21 protein-coding genes and 1 riboswitch are annotated in these 21,278 nt (G+C 66.5%); of the genes, 17 read left to right on the top strand and 4 right to left on the bottom strand.

All coding sequences use genetic code 11. The features are described from left to right. Positions 1-175: 175 nt before the first annotated feature. Together aceA and ASD05_RS20070 are read right to left on the bottom strand one after the other, a co-directional pair. Positions 176-1,507 carry an isocitrate lyase gene (aceA, locus tag ASD05_RS20065; RefSeq protein WP_056596143.1) on the bottom strand — a complete coding sequence of 444 codons (1,332 nt, stop codon included), beginning with the start codon at positions 1,505-1,507 and terminating at the stop codon, positions 176-178. 205 nt (positions 1,508-1,712) lie between these two features. Next, a complete protein-coding gene (locus tag ASD05_RS20070) occupies positions 1,713-2,126 on the bottom strand; it encodes a gamma-glutamylcyclotransferase (protein ID WP_056596146.1) in 414 nt (137 codons plus the stop codon). A 38-nt stretch (positions 2,127-2,164) separates the two neighbouring features. Here ASD05_RS20070 and ASD05_RS20075 point away from each other — a divergent pair, with 38 nt between their 5' ends. Next, positions 2,165-3,088 carry a DMT family transporter gene (locus ASD05_RS20075; RefSeq protein ID WP_056596149.1) on the top strand — a complete coding sequence of 308 codons (924 nt, stop codon included), beginning with the start codon at positions 2,165-2,167 and terminating at the stop codon, positions 3,086-3,088. Between the two features lie 155 nt (positions 3,089-3,243). Next, entirely contained in the window at positions 3,244-3,687 is a 444-nt protein-coding gene (locus ASD05_RS20080; RefSeq protein ID WP_007832487.1) for an SWIB/MDM2 domain-containing protein, read from the top strand. A 72-nt stretch (positions 3,688-3,759) separates the two neighbouring features. Here the strand turns inward: ASD05_RS20080 and ASD05_RS20085 are convergent, their stop codons facing one another. Next, on the bottom strand, positions 3,760-5,484 hold the full coding sequence (locus ASD05_RS20085; protein WP_056596151.1) for a thiamine pyrophosphate-binding protein: 1,725 nt from the start codon (positions 5,482-5,484) through the stop codon (positions 3,760-3,762). 93 nt (positions 5,485-5,577) lie between these two features. On the opposite strand from ASD05_RS20085, the gene ASD05_RS20090 reads away from it, so the two are divergent. The 13 genes from ASD05_RS20090 (at position 5,578) to arsC (ending at position 18,221) form a co-directional block, all read left to right on the top strand. Continuing rightward, positions 5,578-6,243, top strand: coding sequence for a TetR/AcrR family transcriptional regulator (locus ASD05_RS20090; protein WP_056596154.1), 666 nt, complete (start codon positions 5,578-5,580; stop codon positions 6,241-6,243). A gap of 143 nt (positions 6,244-6,386) precedes the next feature. After that, on the top strand, positions 6,387-7,352 hold the full coding sequence (locus ASD05_RS20095) for a tripartite tricarboxylate transporter substrate binding protein (RefSeq protein ID WP_056596157.1): 966 nt from the start codon (positions 6,387-6,389) through the stop codon (positions 7,350-7,352). 31 nt (positions 7,353-7,383) lie between these two features. Continuing rightward, complete coding sequence (locus tag ASD05_RS20100; protein WP_056596160.1) at positions 7,384-8,157, top strand: ABC transporter permease; 774 nt, start codon at positions 7,384-7,386, stop codon at positions 8,155-8,157. A gap of 38 nt (positions 8,158-8,195) precedes the next feature. Beyond that, positions 8,196-9,197, top strand: a complete 1,002-nt coding sequence (locus tag ASD05_RS20105) for an ABC transporter substrate-binding protein (protein ID WP_056596163.1) — start codon at positions 8,196-8,198, stop codon at positions 9,195-9,197. A gap of 117 nt (positions 9,198-9,314) precedes the next feature. After that, positions 9,315-10,094: an ABC transporter ATP-binding protein gene (locus ASD05_RS20110; protein WP_056596165.1), complete on the top strand. Its 780-nt coding sequence runs from the start codon at positions 9,315-9,317 to the stop codon at positions 10,092-10,094. A gap of 11 nt (positions 10,095-10,105) precedes the next feature. Then, positions 10,106-11,536, top strand: coding sequence for an enolase C-terminal domain-like protein (locus tag ASD05_RS20115; RefSeq protein ID WP_056596167.1), 1,431 nt, complete (start codon positions 10,106-10,108; stop codon positions 11,534-11,536). A gap of 45 nt (positions 11,537-11,581) precedes the next feature. After that, entirely contained in the window at positions 11,582-12,745 is a 1,164-nt protein-coding gene (locus tag ASD05_RS20120) for a Gfo/Idh/MocA family protein (RefSeq protein WP_056596169.1), read from the top strand. Between the two features lie 7 nt (positions 12,746-12,752). Further along, a complete protein-coding gene (locus ASD05_RS20125) occupies positions 12,753-13,940 on the top strand; it encodes a dihydrodipicolinate synthase family protein (protein ID WP_056596171.1) in 1,188 nt (395 codons plus the stop codon). Positions 13,941-13,948: 8 nt separating this feature from the next. Then, positions 13,949-14,827: a sugar phosphate isomerase/epimerase family protein gene (locus tag ASD05_RS20130; RefSeq protein WP_056596558.1), complete on the top strand. Its 879-nt coding sequence runs from the start codon at positions 13,949-13,951 to the stop codon at positions 14,825-14,827. Between the two features lie 332 nt (positions 14,828-15,159). Next, positions 15,160-16,251, top strand: a complete 1,092-nt coding sequence (locus ASD05_RS20135; protein WP_056596173.1) for a DNA glycosylase AlkZ-like family protein — start codon at positions 15,160-15,162, stop codon at positions 16,249-16,251. Between the two features lie 104 nt (positions 16,252-16,355). After that, a riboswitch (FMN riboswitch) is annotated at positions 16,356-16,520 on the top strand. 95 nt (positions 16,521-16,615) lie between these two features. Then, complete coding sequence (locus ASD05_RS20140) at positions 16,616-17,128, top strand: 6,7-dimethyl-8-ribityllumazine synthase (RefSeq protein ID WP_056596176.1); 513 nt, start codon at positions 16,616-16,618, stop codon at positions 17,126-17,128. 32 nt (positions 17,129-17,160) lie between these two features. Beyond that, positions 17,161-17,844, top strand: coding sequence for a glutathione S-transferase family protein (locus ASD05_RS20145; protein WP_056596179.1), 684 nt, complete (start codon positions 17,161-17,163; stop codon positions 17,842-17,844). Further along, entirely contained in the window at positions 17,841-18,221 is a 381-nt protein-coding gene (arsC, locus tag ASD05_RS20150; RefSeq protein ID WP_056511244.1) for an arsenate reductase (glutaredoxin), read from the top strand. Before ASD05_RS20145 ends, arsC begins: the two co-directional genes overlap by 4 nt. Before the next feature lie 4 nt (positions 18,222-18,225). Here arsC and queG read toward each other — a convergent pair whose 3' ends face one another. Next, positions 18,226-19,299, bottom strand: a complete 1,074-nt coding sequence (queG, locus tag ASD05_RS20155) for a tRNA epoxyqueuosine(34) reductase QueG (protein ID WP_056596560.1) — start codon at positions 19,297-19,299, stop codon at positions 18,226-18,228. On the opposite strand from queG, the gene tsaE reads away from it, so the two are divergent. Next, positions 19,285-19,791, top strand: coding sequence for a tRNA (adenosine(37)-N6)-threonylcarbamoyltransferase complex ATPase subunit type 1 TsaE (tsaE, locus tag ASD05_RS20160; RefSeq protein WP_007836569.1), 507 nt, complete (start codon positions 19,285-19,287; stop codon positions 19,789-19,791). The two genes, queG and tsaE, sit on opposite strands and share 15 nt — an antisense overlap. Then, on the top strand, positions 19,788-21,275 hold the full coding sequence (locus ASD05_RS20165) for an N-acetylmuramoyl-L-alanine amidase (protein ID WP_056596182.1): 1,488 nt from the start codon (positions 19,788-19,790) through the stop codon (positions 21,273-21,275). Before tsaE ends, ASD05_RS20165 begins: the two co-directional genes overlap by 4 nt. Positions 21,276-21,278 lie beyond the last annotated feature (3 nt).

Genomic DNA, 21,278 nt, shown 5'->3' on the forward strand with positions numbered 1-21,278 from the left:
TCATAACCAAGGTGCCTTTCTCGCTCTTGTTGAGTGCAGAGGCGGCGATTCTAACTTCTGCCCGTTCAAGCCGCGGCCGCGGCGTCGTGGAGCCCCGGCGCCTCGTCGGGTTGCCCACAAAAAAGCCCGGCACGCGGCCGGGCTCGAGAGTGACAGCGAAAACCGCGTCCGCGGATCAGTGGAACTGCTCTTCCTCGGTCGAACCCGACAGCGCCTTCACGCTGGACGAGCCGCCCTGGATCACGGTGGTTACGTCGTCGAAGTAACCCGCGCCCACTTCCTGCTGGTGCGACACGAAGGTGTAGCCCTTGTCGCGCGCAGCGAACTCGGGTTCCTGCACCATGTTGACGTAGTGCTTCATGCCTTCGCCGCGGGCGTAGGCGTGGGCGAACTGGAAGGTGTTGAACCAGTTGACGTGGATGCCGGCCAGCGTGATGAACTGGTACTTGTAGCCCAGCTCCGACAGGTCTTCCTGGAACGAGGCGATCTGCTTGTCGTCGAGGTTCTTCTTCCAGTTGAAGGAAGGCGAGCAGTTGTACGACAGCAGCTTGCCGGGGCAGGCAGCGTGCACGGCCTGTGCGAATTCGCGGGCGAAGCCGATGTCCGGCACGCCGGTTTCGCACCACACCAGGTCGGCGTAGGGCGCGTAGGCCACGCCGCGGCTGATGGCCTGCTCCAGGCCGTTCTTCACGCGGTAGAAGCCTTCCTGTGTGCGCTCGCCCGTCAGGAAGGGCTTGTCGTTGGCGTCGTGGTCGGAGGTGATCAGGTTCGCGGCTTCCGCGTCGGTGCGGGCCAGCACGATGGTGGACACGCCCATGACGTCGGCGGCAAAGCGTGCCGAGATCAGCTTCTCGCAGGCTTCCTGCGTCGGCACGAGCACCTTGCCGCCCATGTGGCCGCACTTCTTCACGGCGGCCAGCTGGTCTTCGAAGTGCACGCCGGCCGCGCCCGAGGCAATCATGTTCTTCATGAGCTCGAAGGCGTTGAGCACGCCACCGAAACCGGCTTCCGCGTCGGCAACGATGGGCAGGAAATAGTCGATGAATTCCTTGTCGCCGGGGTTGATGCCGCGGCCCCACTGGATTTCGTCCGCGCGGCGGAAGGTGTTGTTGATGCGACGGACCATCGTCGGCACCGAGTCGTACGCATAGAGCGACTGGTCGGGGTACATCGTCTCCGACGTGTTGCCGTCGGCGGCGACCTGCCAGCCCGACAGGTACACGGCTTCCAGGCCGGCCTTGGCCTGCTGCATCGCCTGGCCGGCGGAGATTGCGCCGAACGCGTTCACGTAGCCCTTCTTGGCACCGCCGTTGATCTTGTCCCAGAGCTTCTCGGCACCGCGCTTGGCCAGCGTGTGCTCGATGGGGAACGAACCGCGCAGGCGCACGACGTCTGCCGCGCTGTAGCCGCGCTTGACACCCTTCCAGCGGGGGTCGGTGGCCCATTCTTTTTCGAGGGCGGCGATCTGCTGTTCGCGGCTCAGTTGTTCTGTGAGGGTCTGGGGCATGGTCACTCCGTGAGGTTGATTGAAGTTTGGCGCTGGGGCCGTGGAGTTACTTTAATCGAATCACGGACTCTTATGTCTTATATAAGACATATTTTTCCTCAAACAAAATCAACAACTTATGGAGATATTTCTCAATACAAAATTATTTTTCTCATATTGAGAAAAAATATTGCGGCGCAGCAGCGGTGGATTTCGCCATGCGCAATCAGTCTTTCGGTTGTGAAAACCAGGCATCGCCGCGCGCCGCATGCGCGATCCAGTCGCCGCTTTCGATGACACGACGGCCCGCGATACGCGCTGGATGGATCTCGTAGACCAGACAATCGAGCCCCTGTCCGCCAACCTCCACCCGCACCTGTCGTTTGATGTACTCACCCGAGCCGTCGGCGGCCACTTCCTCGAGCACATCGAGCGCCGCCTCGACAGCGGGCTCGACGACGTAGACCTCGCCCCTCACACGCCGCGTCCCACCCAGCACGACGCCCGGATAGGCACCCAGGTCGTACAGCGTGCCGGCGATGCTCGCCTCGCCGATCCACACCGGCGCAGGCCGGTAGCGCGCAATGTCGTTGCGCCCGCCGCGGCGCAGCGTGCCGTAGACAAAAACGTGGGGCATCATCGAAATCGCTTTCTCCGCAACTACATGGCTTCAGTCTATTGAACTCCGCTCCCCCTGCATCAGGCCGTCTCGTGGCCTACGGCTGCCTGGCCTTGAGCATGTCGCTCGTCGGCGGCTACGTCGCCCTTTCCAAACCTCTTGTTGCGGCCTTTCCGGTGCTGCTGCTCGCGTGGCTGCGCTTCGGCATCGCCGCGCTGGCCATGCCGCATTGGCTCAAGCGCGCGACCGACGAGCCGCCGATGGCGGCGCGCACGCGCTGGCTGGTGTTCCTCGAGTCCTTCCTCGGCAACTTCATGTTCTCGATCTGCATGCTGTTCGGCGTGAGCCTGACGAGTGCGGTGTCCGCGGGCGTGATCATGGCGTCGATCCCCGCATGCGTGGCCATCGCGAGCTGGCTCTTCCTGCGCGAGCGCATCACCGTGCGCATCGGCTTGGCCATCGGCTGCGCCGCGCTCGGCATCGGCCTGCTCGCGTTGTCGCCAGCGCACACGCCGGCATCGCCCGCCTCCACGCAATCGTCCATGCCCTGGCTCGGCAACCTGCTGGTGTTCTGCGCGGTGCTCTGCGAGACGGCGTATGCGGTGATCGGCAAGTCGCTCACGGGACGCATGGGGCCCAAGCGCATCGCCTCGCTCATCAATCTCTGGGGCTTCGTGCTCTCGATGCCCTTCGGCATCTGGTTCGCGCTGCAGTTCGACTTCACCTCGGTGCGCTTCGGCACCTGGGCGCTGCTCGTGGCCTACGCGCTTGCCGCGAGCATCTGGACGGTGTGGCTCTGGATGACCGGACTTCGCCACGTACCAGCCGCACAGGCGGGTGTTTTCGCCGTGATGCTGCCCCTGAGCGCGGCCCTCGTGGGCGTGCTCGTACTGGGTGAAAGCCTCTCTTCACCACAGCTGGTTGCCTTCGTGATCGCGCTCGTGGGCGTGGTGCTTGCGACGTGGCCCGGTCGCCGAACGTGAAAAAGCGCGCTTCTCCCCTCTGAAAAAACAACAGCTCCCAATGAAAAAAGCGCTTTTTCCCTTGGAAACGCGTTTTTTCTCATTTAGCATCCGCATTGCCACTGGAGACGCAAGTTTTTCATTGGTGAACGTTCAACCAAAAAAGGAAATCAACCATGGCAACTGCAAAGAAGGCTCCGGCCAAGAAAGCTCCGGCAAAGAAGGCCGCTCCCGCGAAGAAGGCTGCGGCTCCTGCAAAGAAGGCCGCTCCCGCCAAGAAGGCAGCGGCACCCGCCAAGAAGGCTGCTCCTGCAAAGAAGGCTGCTCCGGCGAAGAAGGCTCCTGCAAAGAAGGCCGCTCCCGCCAAGAAGCGCACCCCCAACGCTGCGTTCATGAAGGCCCTGACCCCCAGCCCGGCCCTCGCCGCTGTGGTCGGTTCGACGCCTCTGCCGCGCACCGCTGTGGTGAGCAAGCTGTGGGACTACATCAAGAAGAACAACCTGCAAGACAAGGCCAACAAGCGCAACATCAACGCCGACGCCAAGCTGAAGGAAATCTTCGGCAAGCCGCAAGTGTCGATGTTCGAGCTGGCCGCGCTGATCGGCAAGCACGTCAAGTAAGCGCTCGGGGGCTCGCGCTCCTGAATCAAAAGGCCCGCTCTGCGGGCTTTTTTTTCGCCTGCAGCGCCGCGCTCAGCCCTGCGACTGCTGCTTCGCCGAGCGCGTGATCGACGCCAGCGTGCCGCGCGTGGTGATCACCTCGGGGTCGAGCGGGATCTCGATCAGCGTGCCGGTGTCGGCCGCCAGCGCGCGCAGCAGCGCGGCCTCGAACTGCGCCGTTTCCGTCACGCGCTCGGCCGCGTAGCCGTAGGCACGCGCAAGGCCGCAGAAGTCGGGGTTGCGCAGCGCAGTGCCGCTGGCGCGTCCGGGGTATTCGCGCTCCTGGTGCATGCGGATGGTGCCGAACATGCCGTTATTGAGCAGCACGACGATGCTCTTGCCGCCGTGCTGCGCAGCCGTCGCCAGTTCCTGTCCCGTCATCAGGAAATCGCCGTCGCCCGCGATCGTGAAAGCCACGCGGCCCGTTGCCAGGTTGGCCGCAATGCCGGCCGGCACGCCGTAGCCCATCGCACCGCTGGTCGGCGCCAGTTGCGTCTTGGCGCCTTTCGCGAGCCCGTGATAGCGGAAGTAGCGGTGCACCCAACTCGCGAAGTTGCCCGCGCCGTTGGTGATGGCCGCATCCGCCGGCAGGTGCTTCTGCAGCAGCGCGACGACCTCGGCCATGTCGACCGGACCGCGCGGCGTTTCGGCGGGCATGCCGGCGAGCGCCTGCGGCACGAGGTTGGCCTCGTAGTCGGCATGGGCCTGCTGCGTCCACTCTTCCCACGGCAGCGTCGGCGGCGCACTCAGCACCTCCAGGCTGCGCGCGGCGGCGCTCATGCCGGCGTTGATGGCCAGGTCGGCCTGGTAGACGCGGTTGAGCTCCTCTGCGCTCGCATGGATGTGCACCAGCGTCTGCTTTGCCTTCGGCGCTTCGAGCAGCGTATAGCCACCGGTGGTCATCTCGCCCAGGCGCGGGCCGATGGCCAGGATCAGGTCGGCGTCCTTCACGCGTTGCGCGAGCCTCGGGTTGATGGCGATGCCGACATCGCCCGCGTACAGCGGATGGTGGTTGTCGAAGGTGTCCTGGAAGCGGAAGGCATTCGTCACCGGCAGCCGCCAGTTCTCGGCGAAGCGCTGCAGCGCCTGCGCGGCCTGCGTCGTCCAGCCGCCGCCGCCCGCAATCACCAGCGGGCGCTGCGACTTCAGCAGCAGCTCGCGCAAGGTGCGCAGCGCGCCCGGATCGCTCCACGGCTCGACGGCCTCGACACGCTTGAGCGGGCGTGCCGCCGTCTCGCTGCGCAGCATGTCTTCCGGCAGCACGAGCACCACCGGCCCCGGCCGTCCGTTCATCGCGGTGGCGAAAGCGCGTGCGATGTATTCGGGAATGCGGTTCGCGTCGTCGATGCGCTCCACGCGCTTGGCGAAACCCTTGGTGCTCGGCCCGAAGAAGCTGCCGTAGTCCACTTCCTGGAAGGCCTCGCGGTCGCGGAAGTCGCTGCCGACGTCGCCCACGAACAGAACCATCGGCGTCGAGTCCTGAAAGGCGTTGTGCACGCCGATCGATGCGTTGGTCGCGCCCGGCCCGCGGGTGACGAAGCACACGCCCGGCCGCCCCGTGAGTTTGCCGTGCGCCTCGGCCATGAAGGCCGCGCCGCCCTCCTGCCGGTTGACGATGAAACGCGCGCGCTCACGGTATGTGTGGAAGCCGTCGAGCACCGCGAGGAAGCTTTCGCCCGGCACGCCGAACGCGATCTCCATGCCTTGCTCGACCAGGCACTCGACGATCAGGTGGCCCGCGGGTTGTGATGTACTCATGAGAAGTAGAACCTCAGCTGCAATGTCTTCGGCAATTATCTGCGCCCACTTCAGACGCCTTGCGTTAATTCACCAATTGGTTAAATTCGCGCCATGAAGGCCTCCAAGGAACCCACGCCCGACGCACCCGAAGCGCTCGAGCCCCGCTCGCGCGACGCAGACCGTTCGCAGCTCGCCATCCTCGCGTCCGCGCGCGACGAGTTCGCGGAGCGCGGCCTCGCCGGCGCGCGCATGGACAGCATCGCCGAGCGCGCAGGCCTGAACAAGCGCCTCATCTACTACTACTTCGGCAGCAAGGACGACCTGTTCCTCGCGGTGCTGGAGCGCGTCTACGCCGACATCCGCGCGGCCGAGCAGCGCCTGCACCTCGACGAGATCGAGCCGGTCGAGGCCATTCGCCAGTTGGTCTCGTTCACCTGGCACTACTACCTCGAGCACCCCGAGTTCATCACGCTGCTCAACAGCGAGAACCTGCACTGTGCGGCGCACCTGAAGCGCTCCGAACGCATCCAGGAAATGAACTCCCCACTGGTGCAGCTGCTCGACACCGTACTCGAGCGCGGCCGCCGCGACAAGCTGTTCCGCGCCGGCGTCGACCCGGTGCAGCTGTACATCTCCATCGCATCGCTCTGCTACTTCTATCTCTCGAACAACCACACGCTGTCGGCCATCTTCGGGCGCGACCTGCGCGCCCCCAAGGCGATGGCGCAACGCCTCTCGCACATGACCGACCTCGTGCTGGGCTACGTCCTGCACTGAGCCTCAGCGCGCCTTCGCACACCCCGGGTATTCACTAGGCAGCGGCCGTTGACGCTGCGGCGCAGCCGTTTCTACAATGAATAATTCACTCAATGGTGAATTGATCGATTCGAGAAGACGGCCCGACCGCGCGGAGACATTCCATGAAGTTCCTTGCCTCGCTGACCTGCGTCCTTGCCCTGCTGCCGTGCGTGGCTTCCGCGCAGGGCGCCTACCCCAGCAAGCCGATCCGTGTGGTCGTGCCCTTCGCGGCCGGCAGCACCACCGACATCATTGCGCGTGCCATCGCCGACAAGATGAGTCTCAGCATGGGCCAGACGCTGGTCATCGACAACCGCGGCGGCGCGAGCGGCACCATTGGCCAGCAGGCGGTGGCCACGGCGGCGCCGGACGGCTACACGGTGATGATCCATTCCTCGTCGCACACGGTGAGCCCCTCGACTTTCGCCAAGCTGCCCTTCGACACGCTGCACGACTTCGCGGGCGTCACGCCCATCTCATCGCTGCCCAACGCGCTGGTCATCTCGCCCACGAAGAACATCAAGACGCTGCCACAGCTGCTTGCCGCCGCGCGCGCCAAGCCCGGCAGCATGAACTTCGCATCGGCCGGCCAGGGCAGCGCCACGCACCTGAACGCCGAGAAATTCAAGATGGCCGCGAAGATAGACGCCACCAACATCCCCTTCAAGGGATCGGGCGAGGCCGTCACCGAGGTGCTCTCGGGCCGCGTCGACTATTACTTCTCGCCCATCGCACCGGTCATCGGCCAGATCAAGGAAGGCCAGCTGCTGGCGCTGGCCGTCGGTTCGCCCAAGCGCGCCGCCGCCCTGCCCGACGTGCCCACGACCACCGAGGCTGGCGTGCCCGGCTCGGAGTTCAACTTCTGGATCGGAATGATGGCGCCCGCCAAGACCCCGCGCGACATCGTCGATCGGCTGAACGCCGAAGTGGCGAAGGCGCTGGCCACGCCCGATGTGAAGGAGCGCTTCGCCAAGCTCGGCGCCGATGCCTGGACGCTCAAGCCCGAGCAGTTCGACGCCTACATCAAGGAAGAAATCGCGAGCAACGCGCAGCTCGTGAAGGCCGCCGGCCTGTCGGTCCAGCAGTAATCAGGCACGCAAGAAAGCCTCGGCCCTAGCCATGTTCCGCAAGCTCCTGCTCTCCCCGGCCCTGCGTCCGTTCATCCTGATCCTGTTGCTGCTGGTGCTGTGGGACCTGGCGATCCGCCTCTTCAGGATTCCGGCCTACCTGATCCCGCCGCCTTGGGAGGTCGTGAAGCAGCTCGTCGCCGAATGGCCGCGGCTGCTCGCCGAGAGCTGGAAGACCACGCTCGCCACGCTGGGTGGCTTCGGCCTGACGATCCTGATCGGCATTCCGATCGCGATGGTCATCGCCTATTCACGCGTGGTCGAGTCGTACGTGTACCCGCTGCTGGTGTTCTCCCAGAGCATTCCCAAGGTGGCGATCGCGCCGCTGTTCGTGGTGTGGTTCGGCTTCGGCATCTTCCCGAAGGTGATCAGCGCGTTCCTGCTGGGCTTCTTCCCTGTGGTGGTGTCCACGGTGATGGGCTTCAAGTCGGTCGAGCCCGACATGCTCGACCTGGCCCGATCGATGGGCGCGAGCCGCCTGCAGACCTTCTTCAAGATCAGCCTGCCGCAAGCCATGCCCGCGATCTTCAGCGGCCTGAAGGTGTCGGTCACGCTGGCCGTCGTAGGTGCGGTGGTCGGCGAGTTCGTCGGCTCCAACTCGGGCATCGGCTACGTGCTGCAGGTGGCCAACGGCAACTTCGACCTGCCGCTGATGTTCGCCGCGCTGGTCGTGCTGTCGAGCATCGGCGTGATTCTTTTCGTCGCGGTCGACCTCATCGAGCGCGTGATGATTCCGTGGCACGCCTCGCAGCGCCACGCCCAGTGAGTTCCTTCGCCTAGCCAACAACTCCCGGAGACAAGACCATGAAGAAGCTGCTTCCCTCGCTGCTCGCCGCCGCAGCGCTCGTCACCTTCGCCATCGCTCCTGCCCACGCGCAGACCGACAAGCCCAAGGACAAGGTCACGCTGATGCTCAACTGGTACCTCTACAGCGAGCACGCGCCCTTCTTCCTCGGCAGGGAAAAGGGCTTCTATGCCGACGAAGGGATCGACCTCGAGATCCAGGAAGGCCGCGGCTCCGCCGTTACCGCGCAGGCGGTGGCCGCCAAGTCGGCCACCTTCGGCTATATCGACGTCACGACCATGATCAAGGCCGCCGCCAAGGGCGCGCCGCTGAAGTCGACCGGCGTGCTGTTCCAGGTGAGCCCGATGTCGGTCATGGGCTTCACCGAGAAGAACATCAGGGCGCCGAAGGACATCGTCGGCAAAACGGTGGCCGTCACGCCCGGCGATTCGATGTCTCAGATGTGGCCGCTGTTCCTCAAGGTCAACAACATCTCGCCGGATCAGGTGAAGATCGTCTCGGGGGACGCCCAGACCAAGCTCAATGCAGTGACCAACGGTCAGGCCGACCTGCTGCTGGGCTATGTGATGGACCAGGCGATCAAGCTGCAGGACGCTACCGGCAAGCCCGTGACGCCGATCCGCTTCGCCGACTCCGGCGTGAACCAGATCAGCTCGGGGATCATCACCAACAAGAACCTGCTGACGGAGAACCCCGACCTCGTGAAGCGCTTCATGCGCGCCTCGACCAAGGCCGCCGAAGCCGCCGAGAAGAGCCCCGAGGCCGCGGTCGATGCGATGCTCAAGGCCAACCCTAAAGCCGGCGTGCGCGACACGCTGATCGTGGGCATGAAGCAGAGCGCGGCGCTCTATCACACGAAGGAAACGGCCAACCAGCGACCGTTCCGCGTGGCGATGAAGAACGTGAACGACTCGCTCGACCTGCTGGTGCAGTACGGCGGCATGGACCCGTCGACGCGCGGCAAGCCTGAAGACTACGTGACTCTCGATTTCCTGCCCTGATTGACTCGCCCCCAGGCTGCGCGCACTTCGTGTCGCTGTGCCTTCCCCCTACCCGGGGGCAACACCTGCGGCCCGGCAAAGCCGGTTCCGCGGTGTTCCCCGAAAATGCAAAGCTCCATGCCCACTGATGTCCTGATCGAAGCGCGCGGCGTCTCGAAGACCTACCAAAGCAAGGACGGCCCGGTCGAGTCGCTCAGGCCTCTAGCCTTCGCCATCAAGGAAGGCGAGTTCGTCTCGGTCGTCGGCCCCTCGGGCTGCGGCAAGAGCACGCTGCTGAAGATGGTGGCGGGCCTGCTGCCCATCAGCGGCGGCGAACTCACGCTGGCGGGCAAGCCGATCAAGGGGCCGCAGAAGGACGTGGGCATCGTGTTCCAGAGCGCGGTGCTGCTGCCCTGGCGCAGCGTGGAAGACAACATCCTGCTGCAGGCCGAGATGCGCCACCTGCCCAAGGCGGCCTCGCAGGCCCGCGCACGCGAGCTGATGGAAATGGCCGGCCTCAAGGGCTTCGAGGGCAAGTACCCCTGGCAGCTCTCGGGCGGCATGCAGCAGCGCGCCTCGATCTGCCGCGCACTGCTGCACGACCCGTCGGTGCTGCTGATGGACGAGCCCTTCGGCGCGCTCGACGCGATGACGCGCGAGAAGATGAACCTCGAGCTGCAGCGCATCTGGATGGCGTCGAAGAAGACGGTGATGCTGATCACCCACAGCATTCCCGAGGCGATCTTCCTGTCGGACCGCGTGATCGTGATGAGCGAGCGGCCGGGTTCGATTGCCGCTGTGTACGACATCGACCTGCCGCGCCCGCGCACGCTCGACATGATGGGCTCAGCCGAGTTCGGCGCGTACACGAAGCTGGTGCGCGCGCATTTCTTCTCGCAAGGCATCCTGGACCACTGAAGGCACCGGCCATGGATGCAATCCGTTTTCACGTCGAGGAGATCCGCTTCGCCGAGCGCGACGTGGCGCTGCGGCTGCCGTTCCGCTTCGGTGCGGCGACCGTCACGGCCTGCCCGCAGGTTTATGTGAAAGCCCGCATCCGCTTTTCAAACGGCCGCACGGCCGAGGGCTGCGCCGCCGAGATGATGGTGCCCAAGTGGTTCGACAAGAACCCCGCGCTCACCAACGAACAGAACTTCGAGCAACTGCGTTTCGTGCTGCGCGATGCGCGCGAGGCCTATATCGCCGAGCCCGACGCGCAAACCGCCTGGACGCACTTCGCATCCAACTACGCCGCGCTGCAGTCACGCGCCAAGGCCAAGGGCCTGCAACCGCTGGTGGCGAGCTACGGCCCGGCGCTGGTCGACCGCGCCCTGCTCGACGCGCTGTGCCTGCACAGTGGCGTGAGCTTCGCGATGGCCATGAGCGGCAACCTCTGCGGCATCGACATCACAGGCAGCGGCCTGGTCGATGACCTCGCGGGCTTCGACATGCCAGCCTTCCTGGCGAAGCAATCGCCGCGCACTCGCATCGCGGCGCGCCACACGGTGGGCCTGGCCGATGCCATCGACGACTACGACGCCCTGCCCGACGCCCCCGCCGACGGCCTTCCGACGACTCTCGAAGCCGCCGTTCGCCGCTACGGCCTCACGCACTTCAAGCTCAAGCTGTGCGGCAACACCGCGCTGGACATCGCACGCCTCGAACGCATCGCCCGCGTCATCGAAGGCCATGCCCAACTCGTGACGCTCGACGGCAACGAGCAGTACGCCGATGCCGATGAGTTCGCCGTCTTCCTCGACCGCATGCTTTCCACGCCCGTGCTTTGGAAGCTCGCGCAGAAGACGGTCTTCGTCGAACAGCCGATCCGCCGTGACGCGGCGCTGCAGCGCGACGTGTCCGCGCTCGGCAAGCGCATTCCATTGCTCATCGACGAATCGGACGCCACGCTCGATGCCTTCGTGCAGGCCCGCGCGCTCGGCTACACCGGCGTGTCGAGCAAGAGCTGCAAGGGCATCTACAAGTCGGTCGTCAACGCGGCACGCTGCGCGCAGTGGAACGCGGCCGGCGACACGGCACGCTACTTTCTCTCCGGCGAAGACCTCACCATGCAGGCCGGCGTCGGTGTGCAGCAAGACCTGGCACTGGTCGCATGGCTTGGGCTGTCGCACGTCGAGCGCAACGGCCACCACTATGTCAACGGCCTGGCCGCAGCGCCTGAGGCCGAACAGCAGGTCCTGCTGCGCGCCCACCCGGGTCTCTACGAACTGAGCGACGGCGCCGTGCGCCTCGCCATCCGCGAGGGCCAGCTCGACCTGTCCTCGCTTACCACCGCGTCCGGCTTTGCCACCGGCAGACCCGGTGCCGGCATCTCTTGGGACGCCATGCGTTCCGTCTACTGAAGCAACGCTTCTCTCTGCCTATCTCGCATCTCAAGGAGCAAAACGATGGCCACCCAACGTCTCGGAATCATCATGCACGGCGTCACCGGCCGCATGGGCATGAACCAGCACCTGATCCGCTCCATCTGCGCCATCCGCGCCCAAGGCGGCGTCACGCTGTCGAACGGCGACAAGGTCATGCCCGACCCGATCCTCATCGGCCGCAACGCAGAGAAGATGGAAGCACTCGCCAAGGCCCACAACATCGCGCGCTGGGGCACCGACCTCGACAAGGCGCTGGAGAACAAGGACGACACCATCTTCTTCGACGCCGGCACCACGCAGATGCGCCCGATGCTGCTGGCCAAGGCCATCCGCGCCGGCAAGCACGTGTACTGTGAGAAGCCGATCGCCACCAACCTCAACGAGGCCGTCGAGATCGCGCGCCTGGCCGAAGGCTCCGGCCTGAAGCACGGCGCGGTGCAGGACAAGCTCTTCCTGCCCGGCCTGCGCAAGCTCGATATGCTGCGTCGCGCCGGCTTCTTCGGCCGCATGCTCAGCGTGCGCCTGGAGTTCGGCTACTGGGTGTTCGAGGGCGACCTGCAGCCCATCCAGCGCCCGAGCTGGAACTACCGCAAGGAAGACGGCGGCGGGATGATCCTGGACATGATGTGCCACTGGCGCTACGTGCTGGACAACTTGTTCGGCGAAGTGAAGGCTGTGTCGTGCATCGGGGCGACGCACATCCCCAAGCGCTGGGACGAAGCCGGCAAGCCGTATGAAGCCACCGCCGACGATGCCGCCTATGCCACCTGCGAACTCACGGGCCACAACGGCGAGCCGGTGATCGCGCAGATCAACATGAGCTGGGCCACGCGCGTGCGCCGCGACGACCTCGTGACCTTCCATGTCGACGGCACCGATGGCTCCGCCGTCGCGGGCCTGTCGAGTTGCCGCGCGCAGAGCCGCGTCGCCACGCCGCGCCCGGTATGGAACCCCGACGAGAAGCAGACCATGAATTTCTTCGACCAGTGGCAGGAGATTCCGGACTCGCAGGTCTACGACAACGGCTTCAAGATCCAGTGGGAACACTTCATTCGCCACGTGGTCGAGAACGAGCCCTACAAGTGGACGCTGCCCGAAGGCGCCAAGGGCGTGCAACTGGTCGAGGCCGCGCTCGAGTCGTGGCAGGACCGCCGCTGGGTCGATGTGCCAGCGCTGAAAGTCTGAGGCAGCCATGGCGCTTTCGCTCACCCTCCCCACCGCCGACGGCACGCTCGCGCCCTACGCGCTGCGCGGCATCGCGCCGATCAAGCCCGATGCGGGCGTCAAGTTCAACCGCATCGCCTACTCGGCCGCACACGTCGTGGCCGACCCGCTCGCGGCCATCGACCCATGGCTGCAGTGCGCGGTCGACTGGGACACCACCATCGCCTACCGCCGCCACCTGTTCTCGCTGGGCCTGGGCGTGGCCGAGGCCATGGACACCGCGCAGCGCGGCATGGGCCTGGACTGGCCGACCTCGCTGGAGCTGATCCGACGCTCGCTCGATGCGGCGAAGGACGTGCCGGGCGCGCTGGTCGCCTCAGGCTGCGGCACCGACCACCTGAACATCGACGACGTGAAGAGCGTCGACGACGTCATCCGCGGCTACGAAGAGCAGATGGCCGCCATCGAGGCGCTCGGCGGCAAGCTGATCGTGATGGCCAGCCGCGCGCTGGCCCGTGTGGCGAAGAGCCCGGCCGACTACGAGCGCGTGTACGACCGCATCCTGAGCCAGGCGAAGCAGCCGGTGGTGCTGCACTGGCTGGGCGACATGTTCGACCCGGCGCTGGCCGGCTATTGGGGCACGAAGGATATCGATGCGGCGATGGACACCGCCGTGGGCATCATCGCGGCGCATCCGGACAAGGTCGACGGCATCAAGATCTCGCTGCTCGACAAGGACAAGGAAATCGCGATGCGCCGGCGCCTGCCTTCAGGCGTTCGGATGTATACGGGTGACGACTTCAACTACGCCGAGCTGATTGCGGGCGACGGCTTCGGCGATGAACCCACGCACGGCAAGAGCGATGCGCTACTCGGCATCTTCGACGCCATCGCGCCGGCCGCCAGTGCGGCGCTCGGGGCACTGGCCCAGGGCTACACCGAGAAGTTCCACGCCATCCTCGGCCCCACGGTGCCGCTGTCGCGCCACATCTTCGCGGCGCCCACGCGCTTCTACAAGACCGGCGTGGTGTTCATGGCCTGGCTCAACGGCCACCAGAAACACTTCACGATGGTGGGCGGCCAGCAGAGCACGCGCTCGCTGCAGCACTTTGCCGAGCTGTTCAGGCTGGCCGATACGGCCAATCTGCTGGAGCAGCCCGAGCTGGCCGTTCGGCGCATGAAGACGCTGCTGGCACTGCACGGTGTGGAAGGTTGAGCAAGGCCATGCGCGATTTCTCGCAGAACCACGACTGGCTGTCGATCAACACCGCCACCATCCGCAAGCAGTCAGGCGCCGAGGTGCTGCTCGACCGCATCCTTGATCAGTGCGCCGAACGCGGCATCCGCGCCATCAGCCCCTGGCGCGACCAGGTGGCGGCAGTCGGGCTCGACAAGGTAGCCAAGCAACTGAAGGCGCACGGCATCGGCCTGTCGGGCTACTGCAGGGGCGGCTTCTTTCCCGCAACCGACGCTGCGGGCCTGAAGGCCGCGCTCGACGACAACCGCCGCGCCATCGACGAGGCCAAGGCGCTGGACGCACCCTGCCTCGTACTGGTGGTCGGAGCGCTGCCGGGCGCGCTCGAAGGCAAGGCCGCCTACAAGGACATCGCCCGCGCGCGCGGCGAGGTTCACGACGGCATCGCAGCCTCGCTCGAATATGCCCGCGAGGTCGGTATGCCGCTGGCCATCGAGCCCCTGCACCCGATGCAGGCGGCCGACCGCGCGTGCATCAACACGCTGGAACACGCGCTCGACCTCTGCGATGAACTCGACGCGGGCAAGACCGGCATGCTCGGCGTGGCGCTCGACATCTATCACGTCTGGTGGGACCCGAAGCTGCAGCAGCAGATCGCCCGCGCGGGCCGTGAACGGCTGCTGGCGTACCACGTCTGCGACTGGCTCACGCCCACGCGCGACCTGCTCTCCGACCGCGGGATGATGGGCGACGGCGTCGTCGAGCTGAAGAAGATCCGCGGCTGGGTCGAGGACGCGGGCTTCGCGGGGTTCAGCGAGGTCGAGATCTTTTCGAACCTCGACTGGTGGCAACGGGCCGGCGAAGAGACGCTGGATGTTTGCATCGAGCGGCACAAGTGGGCCGTTTAGGCGTTCGGGTTCTGGGGCGGTCGATTGCTTCGGGGGGTGCACAGGCCACCGGGTACTCCCCTCCGCGAATGTCCCCCGGCCTTCGGCCTCCTCCTTTATTTCGCTGCGGGGAGCACCCGATGCCCCGCGCACAGTAGACGCTCTTCTTGTGCCGGCGGTTCAACCGCTCTGCTGAACGCTCACGCCGATGGGGTGCCTTGCGCAGCGAAATAAAGGAGGAGGCCGCAGGCCGGGGGACATTCGCGGAGCAAGGTACCCCGTCGGCGTGAGCGAGCCCTGAACAGTGCCCTGCACATCTCGCGAACAGCAGCCACCTGTGCTGCAATTCACCCATGGCTGCCCCGACCCTCGATGACCTGCGCCGATACGCAATAGCGCGCACCCTGTTCAAGCCCACGACGCTGCCCGCCGCGATCCGCCAGCTCGGCTTCGTGCAGGCTGACCCTATCCGCGCCCCGGCGCGCGCGCAGGACCTCACGCTGCGCCACCGCGTGAAGGACTACCGCGCAGGCGATCTCGAGAACCGCTACACGCGCCTCGCCATCGAGGAAGACTGCCTCGTCAACTACGGCTTCCTGCCGCGCGAGCACCTGGCACTGATGCATCCGCGCGAAGCCAAGCGCGCATGGGACGCCGACACGCGGCGCAAGGCAGCCGATGTGCTCGCCTACGTGCGGGAACACGGCCCCGTGCACCCGCGCCAGGTGGAACAGCACTTTGCACACGGCCGCATCAAGAACTACTGGGGCGGTTCCAGCAACGCGACCACGCACCTGCTCGACGAGATGCACTACCGCGGCATGCTGCGCGTGGTACGGCGCGACAGCGGCACGCGCGTCTACGAAGCCGTGACGCACCAGCCCGCCGACGACAGCCCCGCCGGCCGCGCCCAACGCGCCGCCGCGCTGATCGAACTGGTGGTGCGCAAGTACGCGCCGCTGCCGGCCGCGAGCCTGACGTACCTCGTGCGGCTGCTTGGCTATGGCGCGCCGCACCTGTCGCAGCAGACGCAGGCGGCCCTGCGCATCGCCCGCGAAGAACTCGCGAGCTGCCGCATCGACGGCACCACGTGGTACTGGCCCGCCGACGAGAACCCCGTCTCGCGCCGGCACGCCCCCGACGACGAGGTGCGCCTGCTGGCGCCGTTCGATCCCGTCGTGTGGGACCGTCGCCGCTTCGAGCTGCTCTGGGACTGGACGTACAAGTTCGAGGCCTACACGCCGGCGCCCAAGCGCCAGTTCGGCTACTACGCGCTGCCGATGCTGCATCACGACCGAGTGATCGGCTGGGCCAACGTGACGGCGCCCGAGGGCCGGCTGCAGCCGGCTTTCGGCTACGCCGGCAAGAAGCCACGCGACGCGACCTTCCGCGCGGCGCTCGACGACGAACTGCACCGCATGACGCAGTTCCTGGCCGGGCGCTGAGCCCGGACAAAATCCCCTTGCGCCCGAAGGTCTGGCGCGCGGGCGACAACCCCGCGCGACAACGGGCTTCTAGAATCGCGCCGTTGTCCGGTTCGCCGGACGGCAAGCGTTCTCAGGGCGGGGTGCAATTCCCCACCGGCGGTGATGGCGGCGTAAAAAGCCGCACAAGCCCGCGAGCGCCCGAGTCCTGCGCATGCAGGCCAAGGGGTCAGCAGATTTCGGTGCGATTCCGAAGCCGACGGTCACAGTCCGGATGAAAGAGAGCGCGAAATGCGGGCGAGCCCGCGCGTTCTGCCGTGAGCGCGCGGCCTGCCCTGCGGTTTCGTGCGCCCTGATTCAGGAAACCTGCTTTCAGAGGCACACCATGAGTCAGATCAACGACCTTCCCCTCTCCGCCATCACCGCGTCGAATGCATCGCGCGGCGAGCGCATCGCCTTCGTCGAAGCGCAATGGCATTCGGACATCGTCCACCAGGCACGCGACGCCTTCCTCGAAGAAATGGCGCGCCTTGGCGTGGCCCGCGAACGCATCGACATCTTCGACGTACCAGGCGCCTTCGAGATCCCGCTGCACGCCAAGCGGCTCGCCAACTCGGGCAAGTACGCGGCCATCATCGGCTGCGCGCTGGTGGTCGACGGTGGCATCTACCGCCACGAGTTCGTGGCGAACACGGTGGTCAGCACGCTGATGTCGCTGCAGCTGGAGACCGACGTGCCGATCTTCTCGGCCGTGCTCACGCCGCATCATTTCCACGAGCACGTGGAGCACCGCAAGTACTTCCACCGCCACTTCGCGGTCAAGGGCACGGAAGTGGCCGAGGCCTGCTTCAAGACGCTCGAAGGGCTGAAGAAGATCGACGCGCTGCTGGCTGCGTGACAACAGGCGCAAGCCTGCAGTAATCTGGGCGGATGAGTTCTTCATCACCATCCCCCAGAGAAGACCGCTACACCCTCTACGGCGCGCCCGGTTCGGGCGCCACCCCCATACACGCCGCGCTGACGCTGATCGGCGCGCAGGTCGAAACCGTCGAAATCTCCCCTTGGGAAAGCGAGGCCGAGCGCGAACGCATGTCGAGCATCAATCCGATGCGGCAGGTGCCCGCCCTCGTGCTGCCTTCGGGCGAGTTGATGACCGAGAGCGCGGCCATCCTGATCTGGCTCGGCGACCGCTATCCGCAGGCCGAGCTTTGTCCCGCGCACGGCGATCCGCTGCGCGCGCGCTACCTGCGCTGGATGGTCTACCTCTCGGCGTCCATCTATTCGCTGTTCTGGGTGCGCGACGAACCCACGCGCCTCACGCCCGACCCGGCCGCGCAGGCCGTGATGCTCGAACGCACCGCCGAGCGCATCGCGCACTGCTGGCACCTGATGGACACGCAGATCGACGAGCCCGCGCCCTACCTGCTCGGCGAGAAGCCGAGCATGCTCGACCTGTACGTGACCGTGATGTCGCGCTGGACGCCGCGGCGCACGCGCTTCTACCGCGTGGCGCCGCGCATGGCCCGGGTGGTTCGCCTCGTGGATGCCGACCCGCGGCTGGCAGACTTCTGGGCGGCTCGCTTTCCCTTCACCACGACCCCTTCGACCCCATGACCGCACGCACACCGACCACCGCCTATCCGATGACGATCTATCACAAGCCCAACTGCAGCACCTCGCGCAACGTGCTGTCGCTGATCCGCGAAAGCGGGGTGGAGCCCGAGATCGTGCTGTACCTGGAGACGCCGCCATCGAAGAAGAAGCTGCGCGAACTGGCGAAGGCGATGAACATGGGTGCGCGCGATCTGCTGCGCGCCAAGGAAGCGCCGTACGAAGAACTGAAGCTGGCCGATCCGAAGTGGACCGACGACCAGCTGTTCGACGCCATCGTCGAGCATCCGATCCTGCTGCAGCGGCCCATCGTGGTGTCGCCGCGCGGCACGTTGATGTGCCGGCCGTGGGAGCGCGTGCGCGAGATCCTACCGGCCTGAAGCGTCAGCCCGCGGCCTGCTGCGCCAGGCCCCACGCGACATGCTCGCGCACGAGCTCGCTCGGGTGCCCGGCACGTGTCGCCAGCGCCTCCTGCGCACCGGCCTCGCCCGCTCTCGCCGCATTGCCCAGTGCCACGGCGATGTTGCGCAGCCAGCGCTCATGCCCGATGCGGCGAATGGGACTGCCCTCGGTGCGGCGCAAGAAATCTTCTTCCGTCCACGCAAAAAGCTCGGCCAGCGTGCGCCCCGTGAGCCCTTCGCGCGCATCGAAGTCGGGCAGCTCGCTCTTCTTCGCGAACTTGTTCCAGGGGCAGATCAGCTGGCAGTCATCGCAACCGTAGATGCGGTTGCCCATCAGCGGCCGCAGCTCCAGCGGAATCGGCCCGCCGTGCTCGATGGTGAGGTACGAGATGCAGCGCCGCGCATCCAGCCGCTGCGGCGCGACGATGGCTCGCGTGGGGCAGATGTCGATGCAGGCGCTGCAGCTGCCGCAGTGCGCCGTGACGGGCTCGCTCGGCGGCAGTTCCATGTCGACGTAGATCTCGCCCAGGAAGAACATCGAGCCCGCGTTGCGGTCCAGTATCAGCGTGTGCTTGCCACGCCAGCCCTGCCCGCTGCGCGAGGCCAGCTCGGCTTCGAGCACGGGGGCCGAGTCGGTGAAGGCGCGGTGGCCGAAAGGCCCCACCTCTTCCGCGATGCGCTCGGCCAGTTTTGCGAGGCGGTTGCGCAGCACCTTGTGGTAGTCGCGGCCGCGCGCATAGACCGAGACGATGGCTTCGCCGGGCCGCTTGAGCCGGTCGAACTCGATGGCCTGCCACTCGGGCTCGGTGCTGCGCGGCAGGTAGTCCATGCGCGCGGTGATCACGCTCACCGTGCCCGGCACCAGTTCGGCCGGACGGGCGCGGCGCGTGCCGTGTGTTGCCATGTATTGCATTTCGCCATGGAACCCTTGGGCCAGCCATTGCATCAGACCGTCCTCGGCGCTCGATAGATCGACGCCCGCGATTCCGATTTGGGAGAATCCGAGTTCCCGGGCCAAAGCCTGAATACGAACAACGAGTGGATGGCTGACGATCACTTGCCGATTGTAGAAACGCACAAGAACACCCGCATCCTGCGCTGGTGTAGCGAAGCCGACACCGACGCCTTCGCGCGATCGCTGGCCGCTTCGCCCGCGTTGCGCGACGCCTTCATCGCGCTGCAAGGCGACCTCGGCGCCGGCAAGACCACTTTCGTACGCCACCTGCTGCGCGCACTCGGCATCGCGGGCCGCATCAAGAGCCCCACTTACGCGGTGGTCGAGCCCCACGAGGCGCCCGACGGCCTGCAGATCTTCCATTTCGACTTCTACCGCTTCGCCGATCCACGCGAATGGGACGACGCCGGCTTCCGCGACATCTTCGCGGGACCGGGCCTCAAGCTGGCCGAATGGCCGGAGAACGCCGCAGGCCGCACACCAGTTGCCGACCTCGCTATTAAAATAGAAGCAATGACCGACGACACACGCAGCGTGACCCTCCTCGCGAACACCCCTCGCGGCAGCGATCTGCTGGCGCGCACCGCCGCATGAAGGCGCGCGGCCTGAAACGGCGCGTGCTGCTGCAGGGCGGCAGCATCGCGCTGATGCTCGGCGTGCACCAGATCGCGCGCGGCGCCACCATCCTCGCGGTGCGCGTCTGGCCGGCCGCCGACTACACGCGCGTGACCATCGAATCCGATGCGCGGCTCAGTTCGCAGCAGCTCGTGGTCGGCAGCCCGCCGCGCCTGGCCGTCGACATCGAAGGCATCGAGCTCAGCCCCGAGCTGCGCGAGCTGGTCGGCAAGATCAAGCCGGGTGACCCGTACATCAACGGCCTGCGCGTCGGCCAGAACGCGCCGAAGGTGGTGCGCATCGTTTTCGACCTGAAGCAGGCCGTGGTGCCGCAGGTGTTCTCGCTCGCGCCCGTGGCTGCGTACAAGCACCGGCTGGTGCTCGACCTGTATCCCGAGCAGGCGGTCGATCCGATGGAAGCGCTGATCGCGGAGCGCCTGCGCGATGCGCCCCGCGGCGGCAACAGCAACAACAGCTCCGCAGCCGTGGCCGGCGCACCGCCGGCACCGGCGCGCCCCGCCCCGCCGGCCGTCGATCCGCTGGGCGACCTGATGGCACAGCAGGCGGTGCGTCCCGGCCCACCCGCGCCGCCCCCGCCCGTGGCGGCCGGCAGCGAGCGCCCGACGGGACTGCCCGTGCCCCTGACTCCCCCGCCGCCTGCGGTGGCCGCGGCACCCGCCAGGCCCGTCGCGCCGCCGGTAGCCGCCGGACGCGGCGACGCCACGGSGAGCCGCACCGACCGCATCATCATCGTGGCGCTCGACCCCGGCCACGGCGGCGAAGACCCCGGCGCCATCGGCCCCAACGGCACGCGCGAGAAAGACATCGTGCTGCAGGTGGCCCACCGCCTGCGCGAGCGCATCAACGCGAGCAGCGTGAACGGCAGCCCGATGCGCGCGTTTCTCACGCGCGACGCCGACTTCTTCGTGCCGCTGGGCGTGCGCGTGCAGAAGGCGCGGCGCGTGCAGGCCGACCTGTTCGTGAGCATCCATGCCGATGCCTTCACCACGCCCGCCGCGCGCGGCGCCAGTGTGTTCGCGCTGAGCCAGAGCGGCGCGTCGAGCAGCGCGGCGCGCTGGCTCGCCAACAAGGAAAACGACGCCGACAAGGTCGGCGGCGTGAACGTCGGCAATCACGAGGCACAGGTACAGCGCGCGCTGCTCGACATGAGCACGACCGCGCAGATCAACGACAGCCTGAAGCTCGGCGGCGCAATGCTCGGCGAGATCAAGGGCATCGGCGCGCGGCTGCACAAGGGGCAGGTCGAACAGGCCGGCTTCGCGGTGCTGAAGGCGCCGGACATCCCGAGCGTGCTGGTGGAGACGGCCTTCATCAGCAACCCGGAAGAAGAAGCCAACCTTCGCCGTGTCGACTACCAGGAGAACCTGGCCGATGCGCTGATGCGCGGCATCCAGCGCTATTTCGCCCAGAACCCGCCTCTGGCGCGCAGCCGGCAACTCTGATTT

The organism is Variovorax sp. Root434, assembly GCF_001426595.1.
GTDB lineage: Bacteria > Pseudomonadota > Gammaproteobacteria > Burkholderiales > Burkholderiaceae_C > Variovorax.

Bases quoted from the DNA above. Each gene is read 5' to 3' on its own strand.
- aceA (WP_056596143.1), bottom strand. From the start codon at position 1,507: ATGCCCCAGACCCTCACAGAACAACTGAGCCGCGAACAGCAGATCGCC.
- ASD05_RS20070 (WP_056596146.1), bottom strand. From the start codon at position 2,126: ATGATGCCCCACGTTTTTGTCTACGGCACGCTGCGCCGCGGCGGGCGC.
- ASD05_RS20080 (WP_007832487.1), top strand. From the start codon at position 3,244: ATGGCAACTGCAAAGAAGGCTCCGGCCAAGAAAGCTCCGGCAAAGAAG.
- ASD05_RS20085 (WP_056596151.1), bottom strand. From the start codon at position 5,484: ATGAGTACATCACAACCCGCGGGCCACCTGATCGTCGAGTGCCTGGTC.
- ASD05_RS20090 (WP_056596154.1), top strand. From the start codon at position 5,578: ATGAAGGCCTCCAAGGAACCCACGCCCGACGCACCCGAAGCGCTCGAG.
- ASD05_RS20095 (WP_056596157.1), top strand. From the start codon at position 6,387: ATGAAGTTCCTTGCCTCGCTGACCTGCGTCCTTGCCCTGCTGCCGTGC.
- ASD05_RS20100 (WP_056596160.1), top strand. From the start codon at position 7,384: ATGTTCCGCAAGCTCCTGCTCTCCCCGGCCCTGCGTCCGTTCATCCTG.
- ASD05_RS20105 (WP_056596163.1), top strand. From the start codon at position 8,196: ATGAAGAAGCTGCTTCCCTCGCTGCTCGCCGCCGCAGCGCTCGTCACC.
- ASD05_RS20110 (WP_056596165.1), top strand. From the start codon at position 9,315: ATGCCCACTGATGTCCTGATCGAAGCGCGCGGCGTCTCGAAGACCTAC.
- ASD05_RS20115 (WP_056596167.1), top strand. From the start codon at position 10,106: ATGGATGCAATCCGTTTTCACGTCGAGGAGATCCGCTTCGCCGAGCGC.
- ASD05_RS20120 (WP_056596169.1), top strand. From the start codon at position 11,582: ATGGCCACCCAACGTCTCGGAATCATCATGCACGGCGTCACCGGCCGC.
- ASD05_RS20125 (WP_056596171.1), top strand. From the start codon at position 12,753: ATGGCGCTTTCGCTCACCCTCCCCACCGCCGACGGCACGCTCGCGCCC.
- ASD05_RS20130 (WP_056596558.1), top strand. From the start codon at position 13,949: ATGCGCGATTTCTCGCAGAACCACGACTGGCTGTCGATCAACACCGCC.
- ASD05_RS20135 (WP_056596173.1), top strand. From the start codon at position 15,160: ATGGCTGCCCCGACCCTCGATGACCTGCGCCGATACGCAATAGCGCGC.
- ASD05_RS20140 (WP_056596176.1), top strand. From the start codon at position 16,616: ATGAGTCAGATCAACGACCTTCCCCTCTCCGCCATCACCGCGTCGAAT.
- ASD05_RS20145 (WP_056596179.1), top strand. From the start codon at position 17,161: ATGAGTTCTTCATCACCATCCCCCAGAGAAGACCGCTACACCCTCTAC.
- arsC (WP_056511244.1), top strand. From the start codon at position 17,841: ATGACCGCACGCACACCGACCACCGCCTATCCGATGACGATCTATCAC.
- tsaE (WP_007836569.1), top strand. From the start codon at position 19,285: ATGGCTGACGATCACTTGCCGATTGTAGAAACGCACAAGAACACCCGC.